The organism is Brevibacillus thermoruber 423 (assembly GCF_000454065.1).
GTDB classification, from domain to species: Bacteria; Bacillota; Bacilli; order Brevibacillales; family Brevibacillaceae; genus Brevibacillus; species Brevibacillus thermoruber.
In genome coordinates this window covers 323,512-340,048 of record NZ_ATNE01000001.1, presented here as the reverse complement: position 1 = coordinate 340,048, position 16,537 = coordinate 323,512, and the positions used below count along the sequence as shown (strand labels likewise).

Genomic DNA, 16,537 nt, shown 5'->3' with positions numbered 1-16,537 from the left:
TCTAAGTGACGGCTCCCCGCAATACGTTATAACCATGAACAACACGCTGCCCGAGAAGCGCCAAAAAAGAGACAACCCGTGCGGGACTCCGATGTCGACCGCGCCTGGCAGCGAGGGGGGATTTGTGCATGCTGCATATCGTCGCCTGTATCAAACAGGTGCCGGACACGAAGATCATCAAGATGAACCCGAAGACCAACACGATGGACCGCTCCAGCGCTCCGGCGATTCTCAACCCGTATGACGCCCACGCCGTGGAAGAGGCGGTCCGGCTGAAGCAGCGCTACGGCGGCACCGTCTCCGTGCTGACGATGGGGCCGCCGCCGGCCGTCAAGGCGATCCGCAAGTGCATCGAGATCGGGGCGGACGAGGGCTACATGATTACCGACCGGGCGTTCGCCGGTGCGGACACGCTGGCCACCAGCTATGCGCTGACCAAGGCGCTGGAGAAAATCGCCAGGGAGAAGCCGATCGATTTGATCATCTGCGGCAAGATGACGATCGACGGCGACACCGGGCAGGTGGGGCCGGGCATCGCCAGACGGCTCGACATGCCGCCGCTGACCAGCGTGAAAAAGGTGGTGGAGATCAACAAGGAGCAGGGATACGCCATCGTCCACCGCAAGCTGGAGGACGGGTACGAAGTGATCCAGTCCACGCTGCCCTGTCTGTTTTCCGTGGAAAAGGAGATCAACGAGGTGCCGTACTCTCCGCTGCCCAACATGCTGCGCGCCGCCCGCTACCAGCCCGTCATCTGGTCCGTCAACGACCTGGAGGACGTGGATCGGAGCCTGCTGGGGCTGAAAGGCTCGCCCACAATTGTCGCCAAGGTGTGGCCGCCGGAGAAGCCCAAGGGAGGCGAAAAGCTGCAGGGGAGCGCGCGCGAGCAGGTGAACCGGCTGATGGAAATCCTGGCGGAGAAGAAGGAACTGTTTCGGGCGAAGGAGGGACGGGCATGAACCTGGCGGAATACCGCGGCGTCTGGGTGTTTTTGGAACAGCAGGACGGCCGGATCGCACCGGTGTCGCTGGAGCTTTTGGGCGCGGGGCGGAAGCTGGCCGACAAGCGGGGCGTGCCCCTTTCCGGCGTGCTGATCGGCGACCAGGTGCGCGAACTGGCGGCGGACGCCTTCCAGTACGGGGCGGACGTCGTCTATCTCTACGACGACCCGATCTTTCGCGACTACCGGACCGAGTCCTACATGCGTGCCGTGATCGCATGCGTGCAGAAGCACAAGCCGGAAATCCTGCTCTACGGGGCCACGTCGACCGGCAAGGATTTGGCCAGCGCCGTGGCGACCGATCTGGAGACGGGGCTGACCGCCGATACCACCCTGCTTGACGTGGATCAGGAGACGGGTCTGCTGGAAGCCAGCCGTCCGGCGTTCGGCGGCAACATCATGGCGACCATCCTGTGCAAAAAGCACCGGCCGCAGATGGCCACCGTCCGGCCCAAGGTAATGAAAGCGCTGCCGCCCGATCCCAACCGCTCCGGCCAGATCGTGGAGGAGCGGATTCACCTGCGGGAGGAAGACATCCGCACCAAAGTGCTGAAAATCGTCCGCGAAACCAGCAAAAAAGTGCGGCTGGACGAGGCGGACATCATCGTCGCCGGGGGCAAGGGGATGGGCAGCAAGGAGGGCTTTCAACTGATCCACCGCTTCGCCGAGGCGATCGGTGCGACGGTCGGGGCCAGCCGGGACGCCGTCGAGGCGGGATGGATCGACCACCAGCATCAGGTGGGGCAGACCGGGGTGACGGTGACGCCGAAACTCTACTTTGCCATCGGCATTTCCGGCGCGATCCAGCACCTGGTCGGGATGCAGAACTCCGGGCTGATCATCGCAATCAACAAGGACCCGGACGCGCCGATCTTTCAGGCGTGCCACTACGGCCTCGTCGGCGACGCGTTTGAAATCGTCCCGCTCTTGATCGAGGCGCTTCAGGAGGAATCGGACAAGGAGGTGCAGTATGGCGGAAAAGTTTGACGCAATCGTGGTCGGAGCCGGACCGGCGGGCACGGCGTGCGCCTACACGCTGGCGAAGGCCGGCGTCAGCGTCCTGCTCCTGGAGCGGGGCGAATATCCCGGCTCCAAGAACGTCATGGGCGGGGTGCTCTACCGCAAAATGATGGAGGACATCATCCCCGGCTTTTACAAGGAAGCGCCGGTGGAGCGGCCGATCGTGGAGCAGCGGTTCATGATGCTGGACGAACAATCGGCGCTGACGTTCAGCTACAAGGGGCTGGAGTGGGCCGAGGAGCCGTACAACAACTTTACCGTGCTGCGCGCCAAGTTTGACCAGTGGTTTGCCGACAAGGCGGTGCAGCAGGGGGCCCTGCTGGTAAACGAGACGGTCGTGCTGGAGTGCATCGTGGAAAACGGCAAGGTGGTGGGGGTCCGCACCGACCGGCCGGACGGGGAGGTGTTCGCCGACGTGGTGGTGCTGGCCGACGGCGTGAATTCGCTGTTGGCCAAGTCGCTCGGCTTCCACAAGGAGTTCCGGCCCGACGAAGTGGCCCTCGCCGTCATGGAAGTGCTCAAGCTGGACCGCAGGATCATCGAGGACCGCTTTAACCTGGAAGGGGATCAGGGCTGTACCATCGAAATCTTCGGCGACTCGACCAAAGGCATTCTCGGCACCGCCTGGCTGTACACCAACAAGGACAGCCTCAACATCGGCGTGGGAGCGATGCTGTCCGGGCTGATCAAGCATAAGCTCAAGCCCCACGCGCTCTTGGACTACGTCAAAAACCACCCAATGATCCGCCCCTACATCCAGGGCAGCGAGCAGCAGGAGTACCTGGCCCATCTCATCCCGGAGGGCGGCTACCGCTCCATGCCCAAGATCGTCGGAAACGGCGTGCTGGTGGTGGGAGACGCGGCCCAACTGGTCAATGCGATCCACCGCGAGGGCTCCAACATGGCGATGACCTCGGGTGTGCTGGCGGCGGAAGCGATCCTGGAGGCGAAAGAGGCGGGAGACTATTCGGAGAAGACGCTGGATACGTACCGCAAAAAGCTGTTGGACAGCTTCGTCGGCCAGGACCTGAAAAAGTACCAGGACGCCACGCATCACTTCGAACGCTCTCCGCAGTATTTCGAAAGGTACATCTCCATGATGAACCGGGCGGCCAGCCAGATGTTTACCGTGGACGGCAGTTCCAAGTGGGAGAAGCAGAAGAAAATCTGGCGCGACCTGGGCACGGCCAGGGAGAAATGGAAGATGGCCCGCGATCTGATGCAGGCATGGAGGGTGATGAAGTGATGAAAGAGCTGCCCAAAGGCCAATCGATCGAGGAAAAGCAGTACCTCGTCCGCTTCAAGGCGGACACCAAGTCGCACCTGCACGTGCTGGATGCGGACGTCTGTGCCACCAAGTGTCCCGACAAGCTGTGCACGATTTTTTGCCCGGCCGAAGTGTACAAGTGGGAAGAGGTGCGCATGCATGTGGGATACGAGGGATGTCACGAGTGCGGAAGCTGCCGGATCGGCTGTCCGTACGAAAACATCAGATGGGAATACCCGAAGGGCGGTCACGGTATTATTTTCAGACTGGGGTAATGGACGGTGGAGCATGTTTAAGCCGGGGGAACGCGTTGTCTACGCCCGCGACGGGGCCAGAGGGATCGTCATCGCGGTGAACGGGGAATGGTACCAGGTGATCTGGGAGGACACCTTCGTCAGTTGGGAAAAAGCGGACGTGCTCACGAAAGCAGAACCGTTTTCGTAACGACAAAAAAGCGGGAGTCAGCGCTCCCGCTTCTTTCTCTTTCCATGTACCGATTCGCGACTGTGAAGAGATGGGACATGCCCGGTCGATCAGGACCAACGTCACTCAATAGAGGATGCACCTGAGCGGCGTCACTTGTCTGCCATGGATGCGAAAACAGCCCAGAACCGGCTGTTGTCCGGCAAGGGACAGGACCAGATAGGCAGTCTCGGGATAACAGGCGTGCTCGATATCATGCGGCGATGGATAAGCGGGAGCGGCCGGATGAGAGTGGTAGATGGCAACTAAGCGTTCCCCTCTCTGTTCCATTTGACCAAAGACCTTGCGAATCTGTTCCTCCCTCATGGAAAACGAAAAGGGGCTTTTATCGGCGTTCTCCATCTTCCAGATGGTTTCCGCCCGTCCGCATCTCCCCGACAGCAGTCCACATGCTTCATAGGGCTGTTCGGCTGCGCAGTGGACGACCATCTCGCGCCACACATGTCCGGCCATCGGCAGTACGATCTCTGCAGGATTACGGCTTGAAACGCCTCCCGCAGCATCCGCCTGATTTTCCCTGCGGCAATGATTTGACGATGTGCGATTTGCTCCACCCGGGATGTCCTGGATGGGAAACGTGCGGCTGACCGTAGCTGGGTAGATGGGGGTGCGTTTGAACCGGCCTCGTTTGCCGTTGTCTGTAGAGTGCGCGGATCTGATCCGGTGTCATGGAAATCCCTTCCTTTCTTTCGACGTATACTATGTTTTATTCGTCGTCGGAAATGGAGGGAACGGCGGTTGCACATCGGGGTGCAGTCGCGAGGGGAAGACGGGCGGTCTGGCAGCGTGGTTACGCGTTTTTAAAGGGATTAAAGGCGGTGAATCCGGGCGTGTTGTGCGGTTTGAGAAAAGAGGCGTGGACGCTGCTGGACGGCAGTCTCAACACCGGCATGCCGCTTGCGGCCCGCTGTTGTTGCTGGGTATTGGCGGGGGATTCCATCCCCTTTTTGCTTCGCGATTCGCGTGACTGGTAATCGTGGATGGCCTGCCGGTATTTTTCTTCTTTTTCCTGCAATTCTTTGACGGTCTGCTTCAACTCCCGGAGTTCCTGCTGCCATTCCGCTTCCTGCGCCTGCAAGCGGGAGATGGCTTCTTCCTTCTCCATGAGCTGCTGCTGGTATTTTTCATCCCGCTCCAATTGATTCGATACGTGTATCAATTTTTGCTGCAATTCATCGATCTGCTGCTGCCATTCTGATTCATCGGCCTGATGGCGGGCGATGATTTCGTCGCGCTGGTGAAGCAAGTGCGTCAGCGCTTCCTCGTTTCGCCGGGAAGATTCAAGCTGCTGCCGCAGTTCTTCAAGCACGGCATGCCATTCTGCTTCTTTTTGCTTGTAGGCCTCAAGCTGTTGGGATAGGGCTTCGGAGAGTTCGTTTGCACTCCGGGAAGCTTCCAATTGCTGGTTCACCTGCAGGAGCGTCTCATTCCATTCGGCTTCTCGGGCTTGATGGCTGGCGATGGTCTCTTCCTGCTGCCTGAGAAGCTGTGTCTGCTCGGCTTCTTTTTGTTGATACGCCTTCACCTGCTGGTTCAGCTTTTCCAGGGTGTCGCTCCATTCCGCCTCTTGGGTTTGATAGCGAGCGATGGCTTCGTCGCGCTGGTGAAGCAAGTGCGTCAGCGCTTCCTCGTTTTGCCGGCAGGATTCAAGCTGCTGCCGCAGTTCTTCAAGCACGGCATGCCATTCTGCTTCTTTCAGCCTGTAGGCCTCAAGCTGTTGGGATAGGGCCTCGGAGAGTTCGTCTGAATTCCGATGGGATTCCAATTGCTGGTTCACCTGCAGGAGCGTCTCATTCCATTCGGCTTCTCTGGCTTGATAGCTGGCGATGGTCTCTTCCTGCTGCCTGAGAAGCTGTGTCTGCTCGGCTTCTTGTTGTTGATACGCCTTCATCTGCTGGTTCATCGTTTCCAGGGTTTCGCTCCATTCCGCCTCTTGGGTTTGATAGCGGGCGATGGCTTCGTCACGCTGGTGAAGCAAGTGCGTCAGCGCTTCTTCGTTTTGCCGGCAGGATTCAAGCTGCTGCCGCAGTTCCTCAAGCGCGGCATGCCATTCTGCTTCTTTCTGCTTGTAGGCCTCAAGCTGTTGGGATAGGGCTTCGGAGAGTTCGTCTGAATTCCGATGGGATTCCAATTGCTCGTTCACCTGCAGGAGCGTCTCATTCCATTCGGCTTCTCTGGTTTGATAGCGGGCGATGGTTTCTTCCTGCTGCTGGAGAAGCTGGGCATAGTCGGCTGCTTTTTGTTGATACGCCTTGACCTGCTGGTTCAGCTTTTCCCATTTTTCGCTCCACTCCGCCTCTTGGGCCTGATAGCGGGCGATGATGTCGTCTTTTTGCTTCAGAAGCTGCGCAGCGTCCTCATCAAGCAGCGACTCCTGGGCTTCCCTTGCTTTTTCTTTCCATTCTTCCATGGTTTTCTGCCATTGGGCTTCCTTTTCCTTGTAATAGGAGATGGTTTGGTCTCGTTGTTCAAGCAGGGCAAGCTGATTTGCCTCGTGTTGTTCAAGCTCGTGCACCCGGTCGTTCAGTTGGGCCACAACGCGGTTCAATTCGTCAGCCCTGCGCTGTTGATCTGTCAGTGATCGTTTCAACTGTTCCAGGTGATGGTTCTGCCATTCTTCCCGGTCCCGCTGCTCCTTCAGTTTTTCGCTGGCATGCTGGAGTTCCTCGTAGTACTGGTTCGCTTTCGCTTCGAAAAACTGCGCTTGCCGCTTCAGCAGGAGAAGCTTTTCCTTCTCCGGCTTTGCTTTGCTGGAGGTCTTTTTTTTCAACACCGTACGTTCCTCCTTTGCAGTGTGTGTTCCCCTATAGACATATGTAGGGGAGCGGGAAGTGTGAAAAAGAAGGGAAGAGATAGGCTCTCCGGCAGCCGGATTGGGGTGAATGACGCCTGCCTTTTGATTGATCCAAAAAAGAACGGGAGAAGATCAACTCTTCTCCCGTTTTGTATAAGAATCTGGCGAATTACGGAATGGACGGCGTCGGGATCACATCCGGGAACGTCACGCAGTCTTGGACCAACAGCTGTTCGTCGGGGACAACCGTAAGTGCGGCGGAGAAGACGGGAACACCGGCGCCGTTGGTCAGAACCAGCAGCACGACATCCGGCAGACCCAGACCGGTCTCGGCCAGGACGAGCGTGTAGTTCACCGTTTCCTGCGTGCCTGTAGCTGTGAACGTTCTTACGCCGGTACCGGTAACGGTCAGACCGAGGGCAATGGTCGGCAGGACAATTCCCAGACCGAGGTCCGGCAGAACCGTGATGCACGTCGGCGAACTGATCGTCGTCGGCGTGAGGCTGAAGCTTTGGTCGCCGGGGAAGACGTCAGGCAGCGGTGTCGGGCCAGGCGTGTCGAAGAAGTTGAAGGTGAACGTGCTGGCCGACGGGTTGCAGCTCGGGCAGATGTCGGCGATCAGCTGCACGGTGCCGACTTCCACCGGTGCCAGCGGCGGCAGGCCGAGGCTTACCGCTACGCCGGTGATGAGCGTATTGGCCGTAGCCTGGCAGTCGCAGTTCGCGCGCGGGAAGATCGTCGGGCACTGCGGCGGGAAGACGATCGGCGGGCAGCGGAAACCGGGGCCGGGCGACGGAGTCGGTACCGGAATGTCGTTCGGACGCGGTGCGCAAAACTTCGCCAGAACCTCCAGCTTCACTTCCGCTTCCACCTGGATTTCCTTGCAGATCGTGATCTCCAGTTCTACCATGCCGCCGAGGAGCACGCTGCCGATGGGCATGCACTCGATCGCGGTGATCCGGCAGAGAATATTGCTTTCGTCCAGAGGCTCCGGCAGGCAGAGCACCACTTCGTCATCAAACTGGATGGTAGCCGGGAATTCGCACAGGAACGTACCGTCGGCAAAAATGCGGAGCAACACGGTAGCGCCGAACAGGAACCGGACAACGCCTACGCGGACGACAGCCCCGCCAACCGTGATCGTCTCACGGCGAATGCCGATGACACGGCAGGAAAATTCGGGTGAAATGGTGGGCTGCGGTTTCGGGATCAGCGGGAACGGCGGCGGAACGATCGGTTCCACGCACTGGATGGTAATATCCTGCCCCGCCCGGATGGCTGCGTCTACCAACGGCCGGCAGTCGTCGGGAATGGGAACCTTGTTGCGGTCCCTGTTGGCGAATACAACCCAGTCGTACACCTTTTGGACGCGAATGCACTCTTCCTGCAGATTGTTGGGAATCGGCGGGGGTGCTGTTGGCGTCGGTGTAGGTGTCGGAAGCTGGTAACCCTTGATGGGCTTCACTTTATGCACCAGTACAACCCTTCCTTTCTATAGGGTATTTGATTTTGCATTACATACTATGGAGGCGGCGGGAGATTTGCTTGTCAACGAATGCCCATTTTTTGGCTGCTGCCTTAGAAAGGAATGGCGAACTGGCGCATGAACCAGTCGTCGTCGTATTTGCGTCGCGCGAAATACCGCAGGCGCTGGGCCGCGGCCCCGCCTTGCAGCACCTCGCGCTCGATCCGGTCGGGATCGGCGTGGATGATCAGTTTCTTGCAGGCCGCGATCCGCGGTTCGCTAAAGTGGCTGTACGCCATCCGCAGCATGTTGTAGTACACATGGTCAAACTCCACTTTATAGGGATGGGCTTTCCGGAACAGATGGAGGATCTTGACGGAGGGCTGCACATGGCAGCGGTAGCCAAACAGCCATAATTTTATGGAAATTTCGATGTCTTCAAAGCCCCATACGCGAAACCCTCTGTCAAAGCCGCCGATGTCCAGAAAGACTTTTTGCGGCACGGCCAGACAGCCGCCGGGGAGGATGGCGGACGGTTCCGGACGGTTCACGTGGCGGGTCCAGACTACGCCCAATCGTTGGTCCAGCGTCTGGCCGTAGCCGATCTTGTGGGGCTCGTGCATCGATGCGATGGCGGGAGATACGGCGTCGGTGCGCCCGGACTTGATCAGATCGACGAGACCGTCGATCCAGTAATGAGGAAACGTGAGATGGGCGTCACAGAAAATCAGATAGGTGCCTTTGGCGTGTTCCGCTCCCAGATTTCTCGCTGCTGCCGCGCCGATTCCGGGCGTGGTGATCAGCTTGACCCGGCCATTCTCTTCTTCTGTTTGCAAAAAGGCGCAGCAGTTGTCCGTTGAACCGTCATCCACCACGATGATCTCATACGGATAGCGCGATTTCGCGGCGCGAAGCGATTCAAGCGTGGTGCGCACGTTGTTTCCTTCATTTTTGGCCGGAAAAATGACGGAAACCAACGGCAGGTGTTCGTCCGACATGGGATCACTCCTTTCTCCTGACATGGTATGGCGGAACAAAGAAGGGGGTACCCGTCTTCCTGAAAATGACCGCGTCACGCCTCACGCATGGTGCCGGCTGTTCATACACTAGACAGCGGATGGGGAAGTACCCATTGAAGGAGTGAATCACATGGACGTCGAGGTATATTACGCGGGACAGCGCAGCGGGACCATGCCGTACACGTCGGTTCCCGCCTTTCGCCTGTTCTGCAAACAGAACGGCTTTCAGATCAGATGGGATGCCGAACAGAAGCGGATCGATCTCGATTCCGGACTACGGGGGAAGGTGTGTGTCCTGGCGGCGGGGGGAGCCGGAAAAGACGCCTCCTACGAATGGGAGATCGTGAACAGGGTGCAGGCGTTTCTTTCCGATTACGGGGCGGAGATCGTGATGGGAGAACCGGCGAAGATCCTCAAAAAGGATGTGGCGATCCGCTTCAGCGTCAAAGAGATCCGCGCATCCGTCCCCCCCAAGTTGATCGTGTTTCGCAGCGAAAACGAGTCACGCAGGACGCTGATTGACTGCCTCCACCATGAATTGAAGCAAACAGGAATGACCTGCGTGGTGAAACTGCAGCGGGAAGCATGCTCTGCTTCCTCCGGTATCGCGATTCAGTTTCAACTCCCCCAGGGAACGGATGCGGAGCAGCGAAAGGCGTACGGAGAAAGCATCGCCTTTTACCTCTCTTCCGGGATTCTTCACTACTTTCTGACCGGGCTGCGTATCTCGCCGCTGTCGTACCTGTCGCTCCACCTGCTGAAAGCCTTTGGGGGCGGAGCCGCTGCGGATGATGCGGATTCGGCGGATGTAGCGGATTCAGCGGCGGCGGAAACGGCCGCATACAGCGGCGGGACGATCGAACAGCAGGAAGCGGCACCGACGGAACCTGCGGAGACAGAGGCGGCTTTGGGCGCACAGACAACCGAAGCGCAGCCCGATCACGACACAGCGGCAGCCGGGACGGACGAGGCGGAGCCGGAAGCCTCTTTGCAGGGGGCAGGCCCCTTGCTCGAAACGTTCCGGCAGGCGGAAGCGAGCCGCCTGGAAGCGGAGGTGTTTTTCGACTACACCGTGCTGCGGTCTGATGTGGAAAACCGGCCGTTTTTGCTCATCGGCAATATTTGCGTAAAAAATACGGGGACAGAAGCGCTGTACAATCCGGTCGTCTGCCTTCGCGCCGATCCCGCCGACAGCATCAAGATGGGGGGGCAGATCCTGCCGCCCAATCTGGTGGAAACGCTTGGCGTGCAAAGTTCTGCCGGGATCAAAGGGTGGAGGTATCTGGAGGATGACTGGTTTACGCAGGCGAAAGAACGGGGGGAGTACTGGATGGGTCCGATTCACCCGGTGAGGATCGAGCCGAAAGCAACCGAGACGTTTCAGAATTTCCAGTTCTCCGTCGTCAAACCGGAAACCGGAAACACCGTGACGGTCGAGGGCTATGTGTTCTTCCAGGAACAGGGGCTGCAGTTCGCGGCCAATAACCGGATCGCCCTTTCCTTGTAAGCGAAAAAGCCGCCACTTTCCGGGGAACGTGATGGCTTTGTTTGAGCGTGTTCCCTGCTGACTGGCTCTGAATGTGCCGTCCCGATGGTACGCGAAGAAAGATGGAGAGAACAAGAAAGTATCAGGAAAAGGAGTGGGAATAATGGGAGGCGTTTCGTGGCTGGATTTGGCGATTCTGGTGCTGGCCAGTTTTCGCCTGACCCACTTGATCGTGTTTGACGAAATCACCTCGTTTCTGAGAGCGCCTTTTTTTACGGAGAAGTATGAAACCGACGCAGCCGGCCAACTGATCCGGCACATCCATTTTCGGGGGGAAGGCTTCCGCCGCTGGCTGGGCATGCTGCTTAGCTGCCATTGGTGCGTGGGCATTTGGGCGGCGGCGGCAGTCGTCGCTCTTTACGTCTATGTACCGGCCGCCTTTCCCTTGCTGCTCATTCTCGCCGTTGCAGGCGCGGCGGCCGTGATCGAGACCAAGATGTACATGGGCTGACGGGGACGGCTACGACGTGCGGGACGCATGCTGAACCGTTTGATAGAGCCGTGCTTCATCGAGAGAAAGGGGAAGCACGTCCTCCGCGACGAAGCTGACCTGCCTCTTCATCGGGTACACCTGATTCGCTAGCGAGACAAACCGCGAAGAAAAAATCGCCACCTCGTTTTTCAGCCGGCTCCTGTCAAGCGGCACCTCCAGCGAGAACGACGGCGTTGTGATCTGGTGCTCAGCTACCAGCCGTCCGTTGACCACGACCGAACACTGGAAATTGACCCCCTGCTCGTTCGGGGAAGGGATGTGCTGGGACGATCTTCCCCTGACAAGCAGCAGGTGCGCCGGGCTGCTCGGATCTGCTTCCACATCAACCGTGAACATGGGAGGGACCCACAAATCCTTGTACCGGTTCATGTGCGTGACCTTGGGAGTATGTTTGCGGGCGGCGTTGGCCTTGATTTGGCGCAGCAGGGAGAAGGCGCCCATGCGCAGGTAGGGGGCAGCGTACCTCATCCACGTATTCGAGATTGTTCCGAAGTGCTTGACGACGGTTTGCAGCACTTCTGGAATCCCGACCGAGTGCCATTGGGTAGCGGTTTTGGAGCTCTCGTGAATCCTGGTGTTTGCCAGATGCTCGGGGATGTACCCGATGGTGTAGTGTTTGGCAATCCGAATCCACAAGTCGTAATCCATGCAAAAATGAAGGGATTCGTCCACACCCCCCACCTGTTGAAACACATGCTTGCGGAAAAACGCGGCGGGCTGGCAGACGCAGCAGCTCTCATACAGCCGTTGGAGCGTGGCGGGGCTGACCGTGAGCGAGGAAGATAAGCGGCTGTTCTTGTTGATGACAAAGCAGTTGCCGTGCACCATGGCCCATTCCGGATGCTGCAGAAATGCCTGCACGGCTTTCCGGACCGCTCCCGCCACATACGTATCGTCGGAGTTCAGCCAACCGATAATCTCCCCCTTTGCCATGGCCACCCCTTTGTTGACCGCGTGGGACTGGCCCCGGTCAGGCTCCGACACGAAGCGGAACCGCTCCCCCCGATCGCTGTACTGCTGCAGGAGGGCGGCCGTGCCGTCCGTCGATCCTCCGTCCACCACGATGTGCTCGATGTTCGGGTAGTCCTGGTTCAAAACGCTTTGGATGGTTTCCGCGATAAAGCCGGCCTGATTGTAGGAGGGGGTGATGATGCTTACGAGAGGAAGATCCTGTTGGGACATACGTCTCACTCCCTTGCCAAATGGAATGCGGGTGGAAAAGGGGGTACCGGGTCTTGCATCCGGCCTCCCTTTTTCCGCTGATGCCCATCGCCATGCGGCTACAAATAATCCGGCACCAATCCGGGATTGCGGAAGGTTCGAAGCAGTTCCCGATAGGACGCCAGTTCCATCTCTTTGCCGGGAATGGCTTTCGCGACCAGACACGCGCGGCCGATCTCGTATTTGCCCGCGCGGCGATCGTGAATCGTGCGAATCGTGTGTGAAAGCGGTTCGAAGAGCGTGGTTTTCAGCATTTCCTGGATGCAGGGGACGGTGGCAGCCCACCAGCTTGTGACATCGTTGTAAAACCGGTATTTGGCTTCCGGCGGGCCGTTAAACAGCATGAACGACTCCTCGCTGTTGAGGATCGCAGCCGTTTCCAGCAGCAAATATCCGCCCGTTTTGATGACGCTTCTCGCCTGAGACAATGTCATCAACGGGTCGCGAACGTGATAGAGCAGACCGAGATGCTGGACGATGTCGAACTGATTTTTGCGAATCTGTTCCGGGAATCCCAGATTCACGGAGGCGTCGTCCATCAAAATGGTCTTCAGCCCGTCCCAGAGATGGTAGGGGGAGATGTTGTACAGAGGGACCACGCTGCATGCCGTCAAAGCTGGCAATGTCGAGAACCCGTTTCCCCTGATAGGTAATGGTGTCCCTTGCCGCTCGAACCATCTACCAGACGCTGTCCAGCGGCAGGCCGGGCGTGATGATGCCGGGGCTGAGTCTTATCTTGTGGTACCACCGACGGTCGCTGATGGCCTGGCGGATGTCGTCTTCGGTCCACGTTCCTCCCATGGAAGGAAGCCTCCTTTCATTTTTTCAGACAGATGTCGTAGAAGCCTTTGTACTGGGCGTAATAGTCGTCGTAGATCGCCAAAAGCTGTTGGACGGAAACAGGTTGCTCACGGCTGAGCTCGATCCGCGAAAAATGCTGCAGCACCCGCGCGGCGTCTTCCCTGGTGGTGCCGTACCGGTACAGGTGATAAGGGGAGTACTCCGCAATGATCGTCGTGTCCTGGCTCACCAGCGGCAGGCATGCCTCGATGATGGCGAAGTCGGCACCCTGCGTGTCAATCACGATCAGATCCATCAGCGGGGGAAAGCTGACGCCGTAACACTGCTTGAAAATCTCCACGGGATTGACCATCTGGATCTTGTACGGCAGGCTGCGGAAGATCGACACTTCCTTGTCGCTGCTTCGCGGCATGGCACACCGGTGATCGGACGAGTCCCAGGCGCTCTTGTAAAACGAGATAAACTGCCCGCTTTTTCCCAGAGCGTAGGGAAACGCATGAATGTTCTGAACCTGGTTGAGGTGAAGATTCACCGTCAGCAGGGCGAAATTGAGCGGGTCGGGCTCAAAGCAGTAGATGGTCGCCCCCGGCTCGGACTTTGCCAGATAAATGGCCGCCGAGCCAAGATGGCCGCCGGCATAGAGAACGCGGCTTCCCGGCCTCAACCGGCTTCGCGCATGCTCCAGCGAATCGCTCCAGAGGCGGTTTCCGCTGCGAAAACCGGCTCCCGCCACTTTGTCATCGAGATGGGTGACCAACTGCATGTTGAGATTGTTCAACGTCACGTGTGCGATTGAAAAAGGATACAAAACCGCTCCTCTCCTTTTATGCCCCCTCGAGGGTCATGCAGAGTATGGTGGAAGCGACTCGTGTCACTGTGCCATTGAATATGATATGTGCGAAACGGTCGTTTTGAAACGGGACAGCTTCATCATGCGGCCGTCCATCCCGGGGACGGAGAGAATACCTATTTTCGTCCATTTCGATATCACCCCTCTTCCCCTGTTCATAAAATAGTGCAGGCCAAGACAAAAATCGGACAGAGGTGCAATGGATGAAACTCATATTGCTATCGGGAGGATCCGGAAAGCGGCTGTGGCCGTTATCGAACGATGTGCGGTCCAAACAGTTTCTGAAAATGCTGCGCAATCCGAACGGCGAGTTGGAATCCATGGTGCAACGGCTGTGGAGGCAGTTGGATGCCAACGGCTTGCTTGATTCTCTGTACGTTTCCACCAGCAAAACGCAGGCGGACCTGATTCAGAACCAGTTGGGGACGACGGTGCCGCTCATCATTGAACCCAAGCAGCGGGATACGTTTCCCGCGATCGCGCTGGCCGCGAGCTTTTTGTACTCCAAAGAGGGCGTTGATCTTCAGGAAACCGTCACGGTCATGCCCGTCGATCCGTACGTCGGGGATGATTTTTTCGCGATGATCAAGCGGCTGGAGGAAGTGCTCGATCAATCGGGAGCTGATCTCGCGCTGATCGGGGTTACGCCCACGTATCCATCGACAAAATACGGCTACATCGTCCCCGCTGAGGAGAAAGCCGACCGAATACAACCGCAGCCGTACCGCGTCCGCTCGTTTACGGAAAAGCCGTCAGAAGAACAGGCAAAGCGGCTGTTGAAGCGGCGTGCGCTCTGGAACTGCGGCGTGTTTGCATTCCGCCTGGGGTATATCATCAACGAATTGGAAAAAAGAGGATATTCCGTCATGTACGACACGCTGGTTCAGCAGTACGAACAACTGCCCGCCATCAGCTTTGACTACGAGGTGGTGGAGAAAGCGGAGCGGGTCGTCGTCATTCCGTACGATGGGTATTGGAAGGATTTGGGGACCTGGAACACCATCACGGAGGAAATGACTGTCAATCTCGTCGGGAAAGGGCACCTGGACAACGGGTGTACCAATACCCACGTGATCAATGAATTGGACCTGCCCGTTGTCGTGATTGGAACCTCCGACGTGGTGGTGGCGGCCAGTCCCGACGGCATCCTGGTTTCGGATAAAGCCAAAAGCCATCTCGTCAAAGAGATTGCAAAAGAGTGGAACCACCGTCCGATGTTTGAAGAGCGCCGCTGGGGGTGGTATCAAGCGATCGGCTACCAAACCATGGACAGCGGGGCCGAGGTATTGACAAAGCGGCTTCACATCGATGCGCAGCGGAATCTGAGCTACCAGTATCATCGCCATCGCAGCGAAGTGTGGGTAATCGTCGCAGGCGAGGGTGAATTTGTGTTGGACGATCGTCTGCGGCATGTCCGGGCCGGGGACGTGCTGGAAATCCCGGTCGGGGCCAAGCACGCGATCAAGGCCGCTGCCGACCTGGATATCATCGAGGTGCAGATGGGAAGCAGCCTGGTGGAAGACGACATCGTCCGCCTGTGTCTCTCGTGGGAAGAGATCATGCGGCGGGTAAACCGTGACGAGCAGGAGGGAGGAGCATGAAACGCTGGACCGACAAGACCATCATGGTGACCGGAGGATCGGGCTTTCTCGGTTCTCACGTGGTGGAACGGCTGAGGGCGGCAGGCTGCGGCCGTATCATCGTCCCGCGAAGCCGGGATTACGATTTGCGCAAGCAGCAGACGGCCATGTCGCTCATCGAGCAAACAAAGCCCGATTTGGTCATTCACCTGGCGGCTTCGGTTGGCGGAATTGAAGCAAACCGCAAAAATCCGGGGGCTTTTTTTTACGACAACTTGTCCATGGGCATCCATCTGATGGAAGCGGCCAGGCTCGGCGGCGTGGAAAAATTCGTGGCCTGCGGAACGATCTGTTCCTATCCCAAGCACGCTGCTGTTCCGTTCCGGGAAGAAGCATTGTGGGACGGCTATCCGGAAGAAACAAACGCTCCCTACGGGTTGGCCAAGAAGATGCTCCTGGTGCAAAGTCAGGCCTACCGGCAGCAATACGGGTTCAACTCGATTTTTTTGCTCCCCGTCAATCTGTACGGGCCGCGCGACAACTTCGATTTGGAGACGTCCCACGTGATTCCGGCGTTGATCCGCAAGTGTGTGGAGGCCAAGGAGCGAAACGACGATCACATCGTCGTCTGGGGGACGGGACAGGTCACGCGCGAATTTCTCTATGTCGAGGACGCCGCGGAAGCCATCGTGCTGGCGGCGGAGCATTACGACGGCGATCAGCCGGTCAACATCGGCACGGGAGAGGAAATCTCCATCAAAGACCTGGCGGATCTGATCGCCCGGGAGACGGGCTTTACGGGCGAGATTCGCTGGGATTCCGGGAAGCCGGACGGACAGCCGCGCAGATGCCTCGATGTCCGGAAGGCAAGGGAGTACTTCGGATTCGAAGCCAGGGTTTCGCTGCAAGAGGGGTTGCGCAGGACGATTGCGTGGTATGCCGCGCAGCGGGCAGAACGGGTCTAGCGGCCTGCAAGTTTACGACTGATCGGAGAGAGG

Annotated in this window: 17 protein-coding genes; 9 read left to right on the top strand and 8 right to left on the bottom strand. The window is 58.2% G+C overall.

The genetic code is table 11. From position 1 onward, the window contains the following. Positions 1–128 precede the first annotated feature (128 nt). From M516_RS0101615 to M516_RS25385, 5 genes are read left to right on the top strand one after another with little or no spacing between them, the layout of a single operon-like run. A complete protein-coding gene (locus tag M516_RS0101615) occupies positions 129–959 on the top strand; it encodes an electron transfer flavoprotein subunit beta/FixA family protein (RefSeq protein ID WP_029097563.1) in 831 nt (276 codons plus the stop codon). Then, the gene (locus tag M516_RS0101610; protein ID WP_029097562.1) at positions 956–1,987 is read left to right on the top strand and encodes an electron transfer flavoprotein subunit alpha/FixB family protein; all 1,032 of its coding nucleotides are present in this window, start codon (positions 956–958) and stop codon (positions 1,985–1,987) included. The genes M516_RS0101615 and M516_RS0101610 overlap by 4 nt, the downstream gene beginning before the upstream one ends. Continuing rightward, a complete protein-coding gene (locus M516_RS0101605; RefSeq protein WP_029097561.1) occupies positions 1,971–3,266 on the top strand; it encodes an FAD-dependent oxidoreductase in 1,296 nt (431 codons plus the stop codon). The genes M516_RS0101610 and M516_RS0101605 overlap by 17 nt, the downstream gene beginning before the upstream one ends. After that, complete coding sequence (locus M516_RS0101600; RefSeq protein WP_029097560.1) at positions 3,266–3,562, top strand: ferredoxin family protein; 297 nt, start codon at positions 3,266–3,268, stop codon at positions 3,560–3,562. The genes M516_RS0101605 and M516_RS0101600 overlap by 1 nt, the downstream gene beginning before the upstream one ends. 13 nt (positions 3,563–3,575) lie before the next feature. Next, entirely contained in the window at positions 3,576–3,731 is a 156-nt protein-coding gene (locus M516_RS25385; RefSeq protein ID WP_162836711.1) for a hypothetical protein, read from the top strand. 105 nt (positions 3,732–3,836) lie between these two features. Here the strand turns inward: M516_RS25385 and M516_RS22530 are convergent, their stop codons facing one another. The 4 genes from M516_RS22530 to M516_RS0101575 all read right to left on the bottom strand — a co-directional run bounded on the left by M516_RS22530 (position 3,837) and on the right by M516_RS0101575 (position 9,027). Then, positions 3,837–4,223 carry a M67 family metallopeptidase gene (locus M516_RS22530; protein WP_035288570.1) on the bottom strand — a complete coding sequence of 129 codons (387 nt, stop codon included), beginning with the start codon at positions 4,221–4,223 and terminating at the stop codon, positions 3,837–3,839. A 337-nt stretch (positions 4,224–4,560) separates the two neighbouring features. Beyond that, a complete protein-coding gene (locus tag M516_RS0101585) occupies positions 4,561–6,543 on the bottom strand; it encodes a coiled-coil domain-containing protein (protein ID WP_029097559.1) in 1,983 nt (660 codons plus the stop codon). 190 nt (positions 6,544–6,733) lie between these two features. Further along, complete coding sequence (locus M516_RS0101580) at positions 6,734–8,038, bottom strand: BMQ_0737 family morphogenetic spore coat protein (protein ID WP_238550893.1); 1,305 nt, start codon at positions 8,036–8,038, stop codon at positions 6,734–6,736. Between the two features lie 104 nt (positions 8,039–8,142). Then, a complete protein-coding gene (locus M516_RS0101575; protein WP_029097557.1) occupies positions 8,143–9,027 on the bottom strand; it encodes a glycosyltransferase in 885 nt (294 codons plus the stop codon). 151 nt (positions 9,028–9,178) lie between these two features. Here M516_RS0101575 and M516_RS0101570 point away from each other — a divergent pair, with 151 nt between their 5' ends. Continuing rightward, complete coding sequence (locus M516_RS0101570) at positions 9,179–10,555, top strand: hypothetical protein (RefSeq protein ID WP_029097556.1); 1,377 nt, start codon at positions 9,179–9,181, stop codon at positions 10,553–10,555. A 142-nt stretch (positions 10,556–10,697) separates the two neighbouring features. Beyond that, complete coding sequence (locus M516_RS0101565; RefSeq protein ID WP_029097555.1) at positions 10,698–11,045, top strand: DUF1360 domain-containing protein; 348 nt, start codon at positions 10,698–10,700, stop codon at positions 11,043–11,045. Positions 11,046–11,054: 9 nt separating this feature from the next. Here the strand turns inward: M516_RS0101565 and M516_RS0101560 are convergent, their stop codons facing one another. From M516_RS0101560 to M516_RS0101550, 4 genes are all read right to left on the bottom strand, one after another. Continuing rightward, positions 11,055–12,269, bottom strand: a complete 1,215-nt coding sequence (locus M516_RS0101560) for a glycosyltransferase family 2 protein (RefSeq protein ID WP_029097554.1) — start codon at positions 12,267–12,269, stop codon at positions 11,055–11,057. 98 nt (positions 12,270–12,367) lie between these two features. Further along, complete coding sequence (locus M516_RS22525; RefSeq protein ID WP_238550892.1) at positions 12,368–12,931, bottom strand: DUF1698 domain-containing protein; 564 nt, start codon at positions 12,929–12,931, stop codon at positions 12,368–12,370. Between the two features lie 55 nt (positions 12,932–12,986). Then, on the bottom strand, positions 12,987–13,109 hold the full coding sequence (locus tag M516_RS26090; protein WP_274518662.1) for a hypothetical protein: 123 nt from the start codon (positions 13,107–13,109) through the stop codon (positions 12,987–12,989). 16 nt (positions 13,110–13,125) lie between these two features. Then, a complete protein-coding gene (locus M516_RS0101550) occupies positions 13,126–13,917 on the bottom strand; it encodes an FkbM family methyltransferase (protein WP_029097553.1) in 792 nt (263 codons plus the stop codon). Positions 13,918–14,162: 245 nt separating this feature from the next. On the opposite strand from M516_RS0101550, the gene M516_RS0101545 reads away from it, so the two are divergent. Together M516_RS0101545 and M516_RS0101540 are read left to right on the top strand one after the other, a co-directional pair. Next, the gene (locus M516_RS0101545; RefSeq protein WP_029097552.1) at positions 14,163–15,560 is read left to right on the top strand and encodes a sugar phosphate nucleotidyltransferase; all 1,398 of its coding nucleotides are present in this window, start codon (positions 14,163–14,165) and stop codon (positions 15,558–15,560) included. Further along, the gene (locus tag M516_RS0101540) at positions 15,557–16,504 is read left to right on the top strand and encodes a GDP-L-fucose synthase family protein (RefSeq protein WP_029097551.1); all 948 of its coding nucleotides are present in this window, start codon (positions 15,557–15,559) and stop codon (positions 16,502–16,504) included. The genes M516_RS0101545 and M516_RS0101540 overlap by 4 nt, the downstream gene beginning before the upstream one ends. Positions 16,505–16,537: the final 33 nt, after the last annotated feature.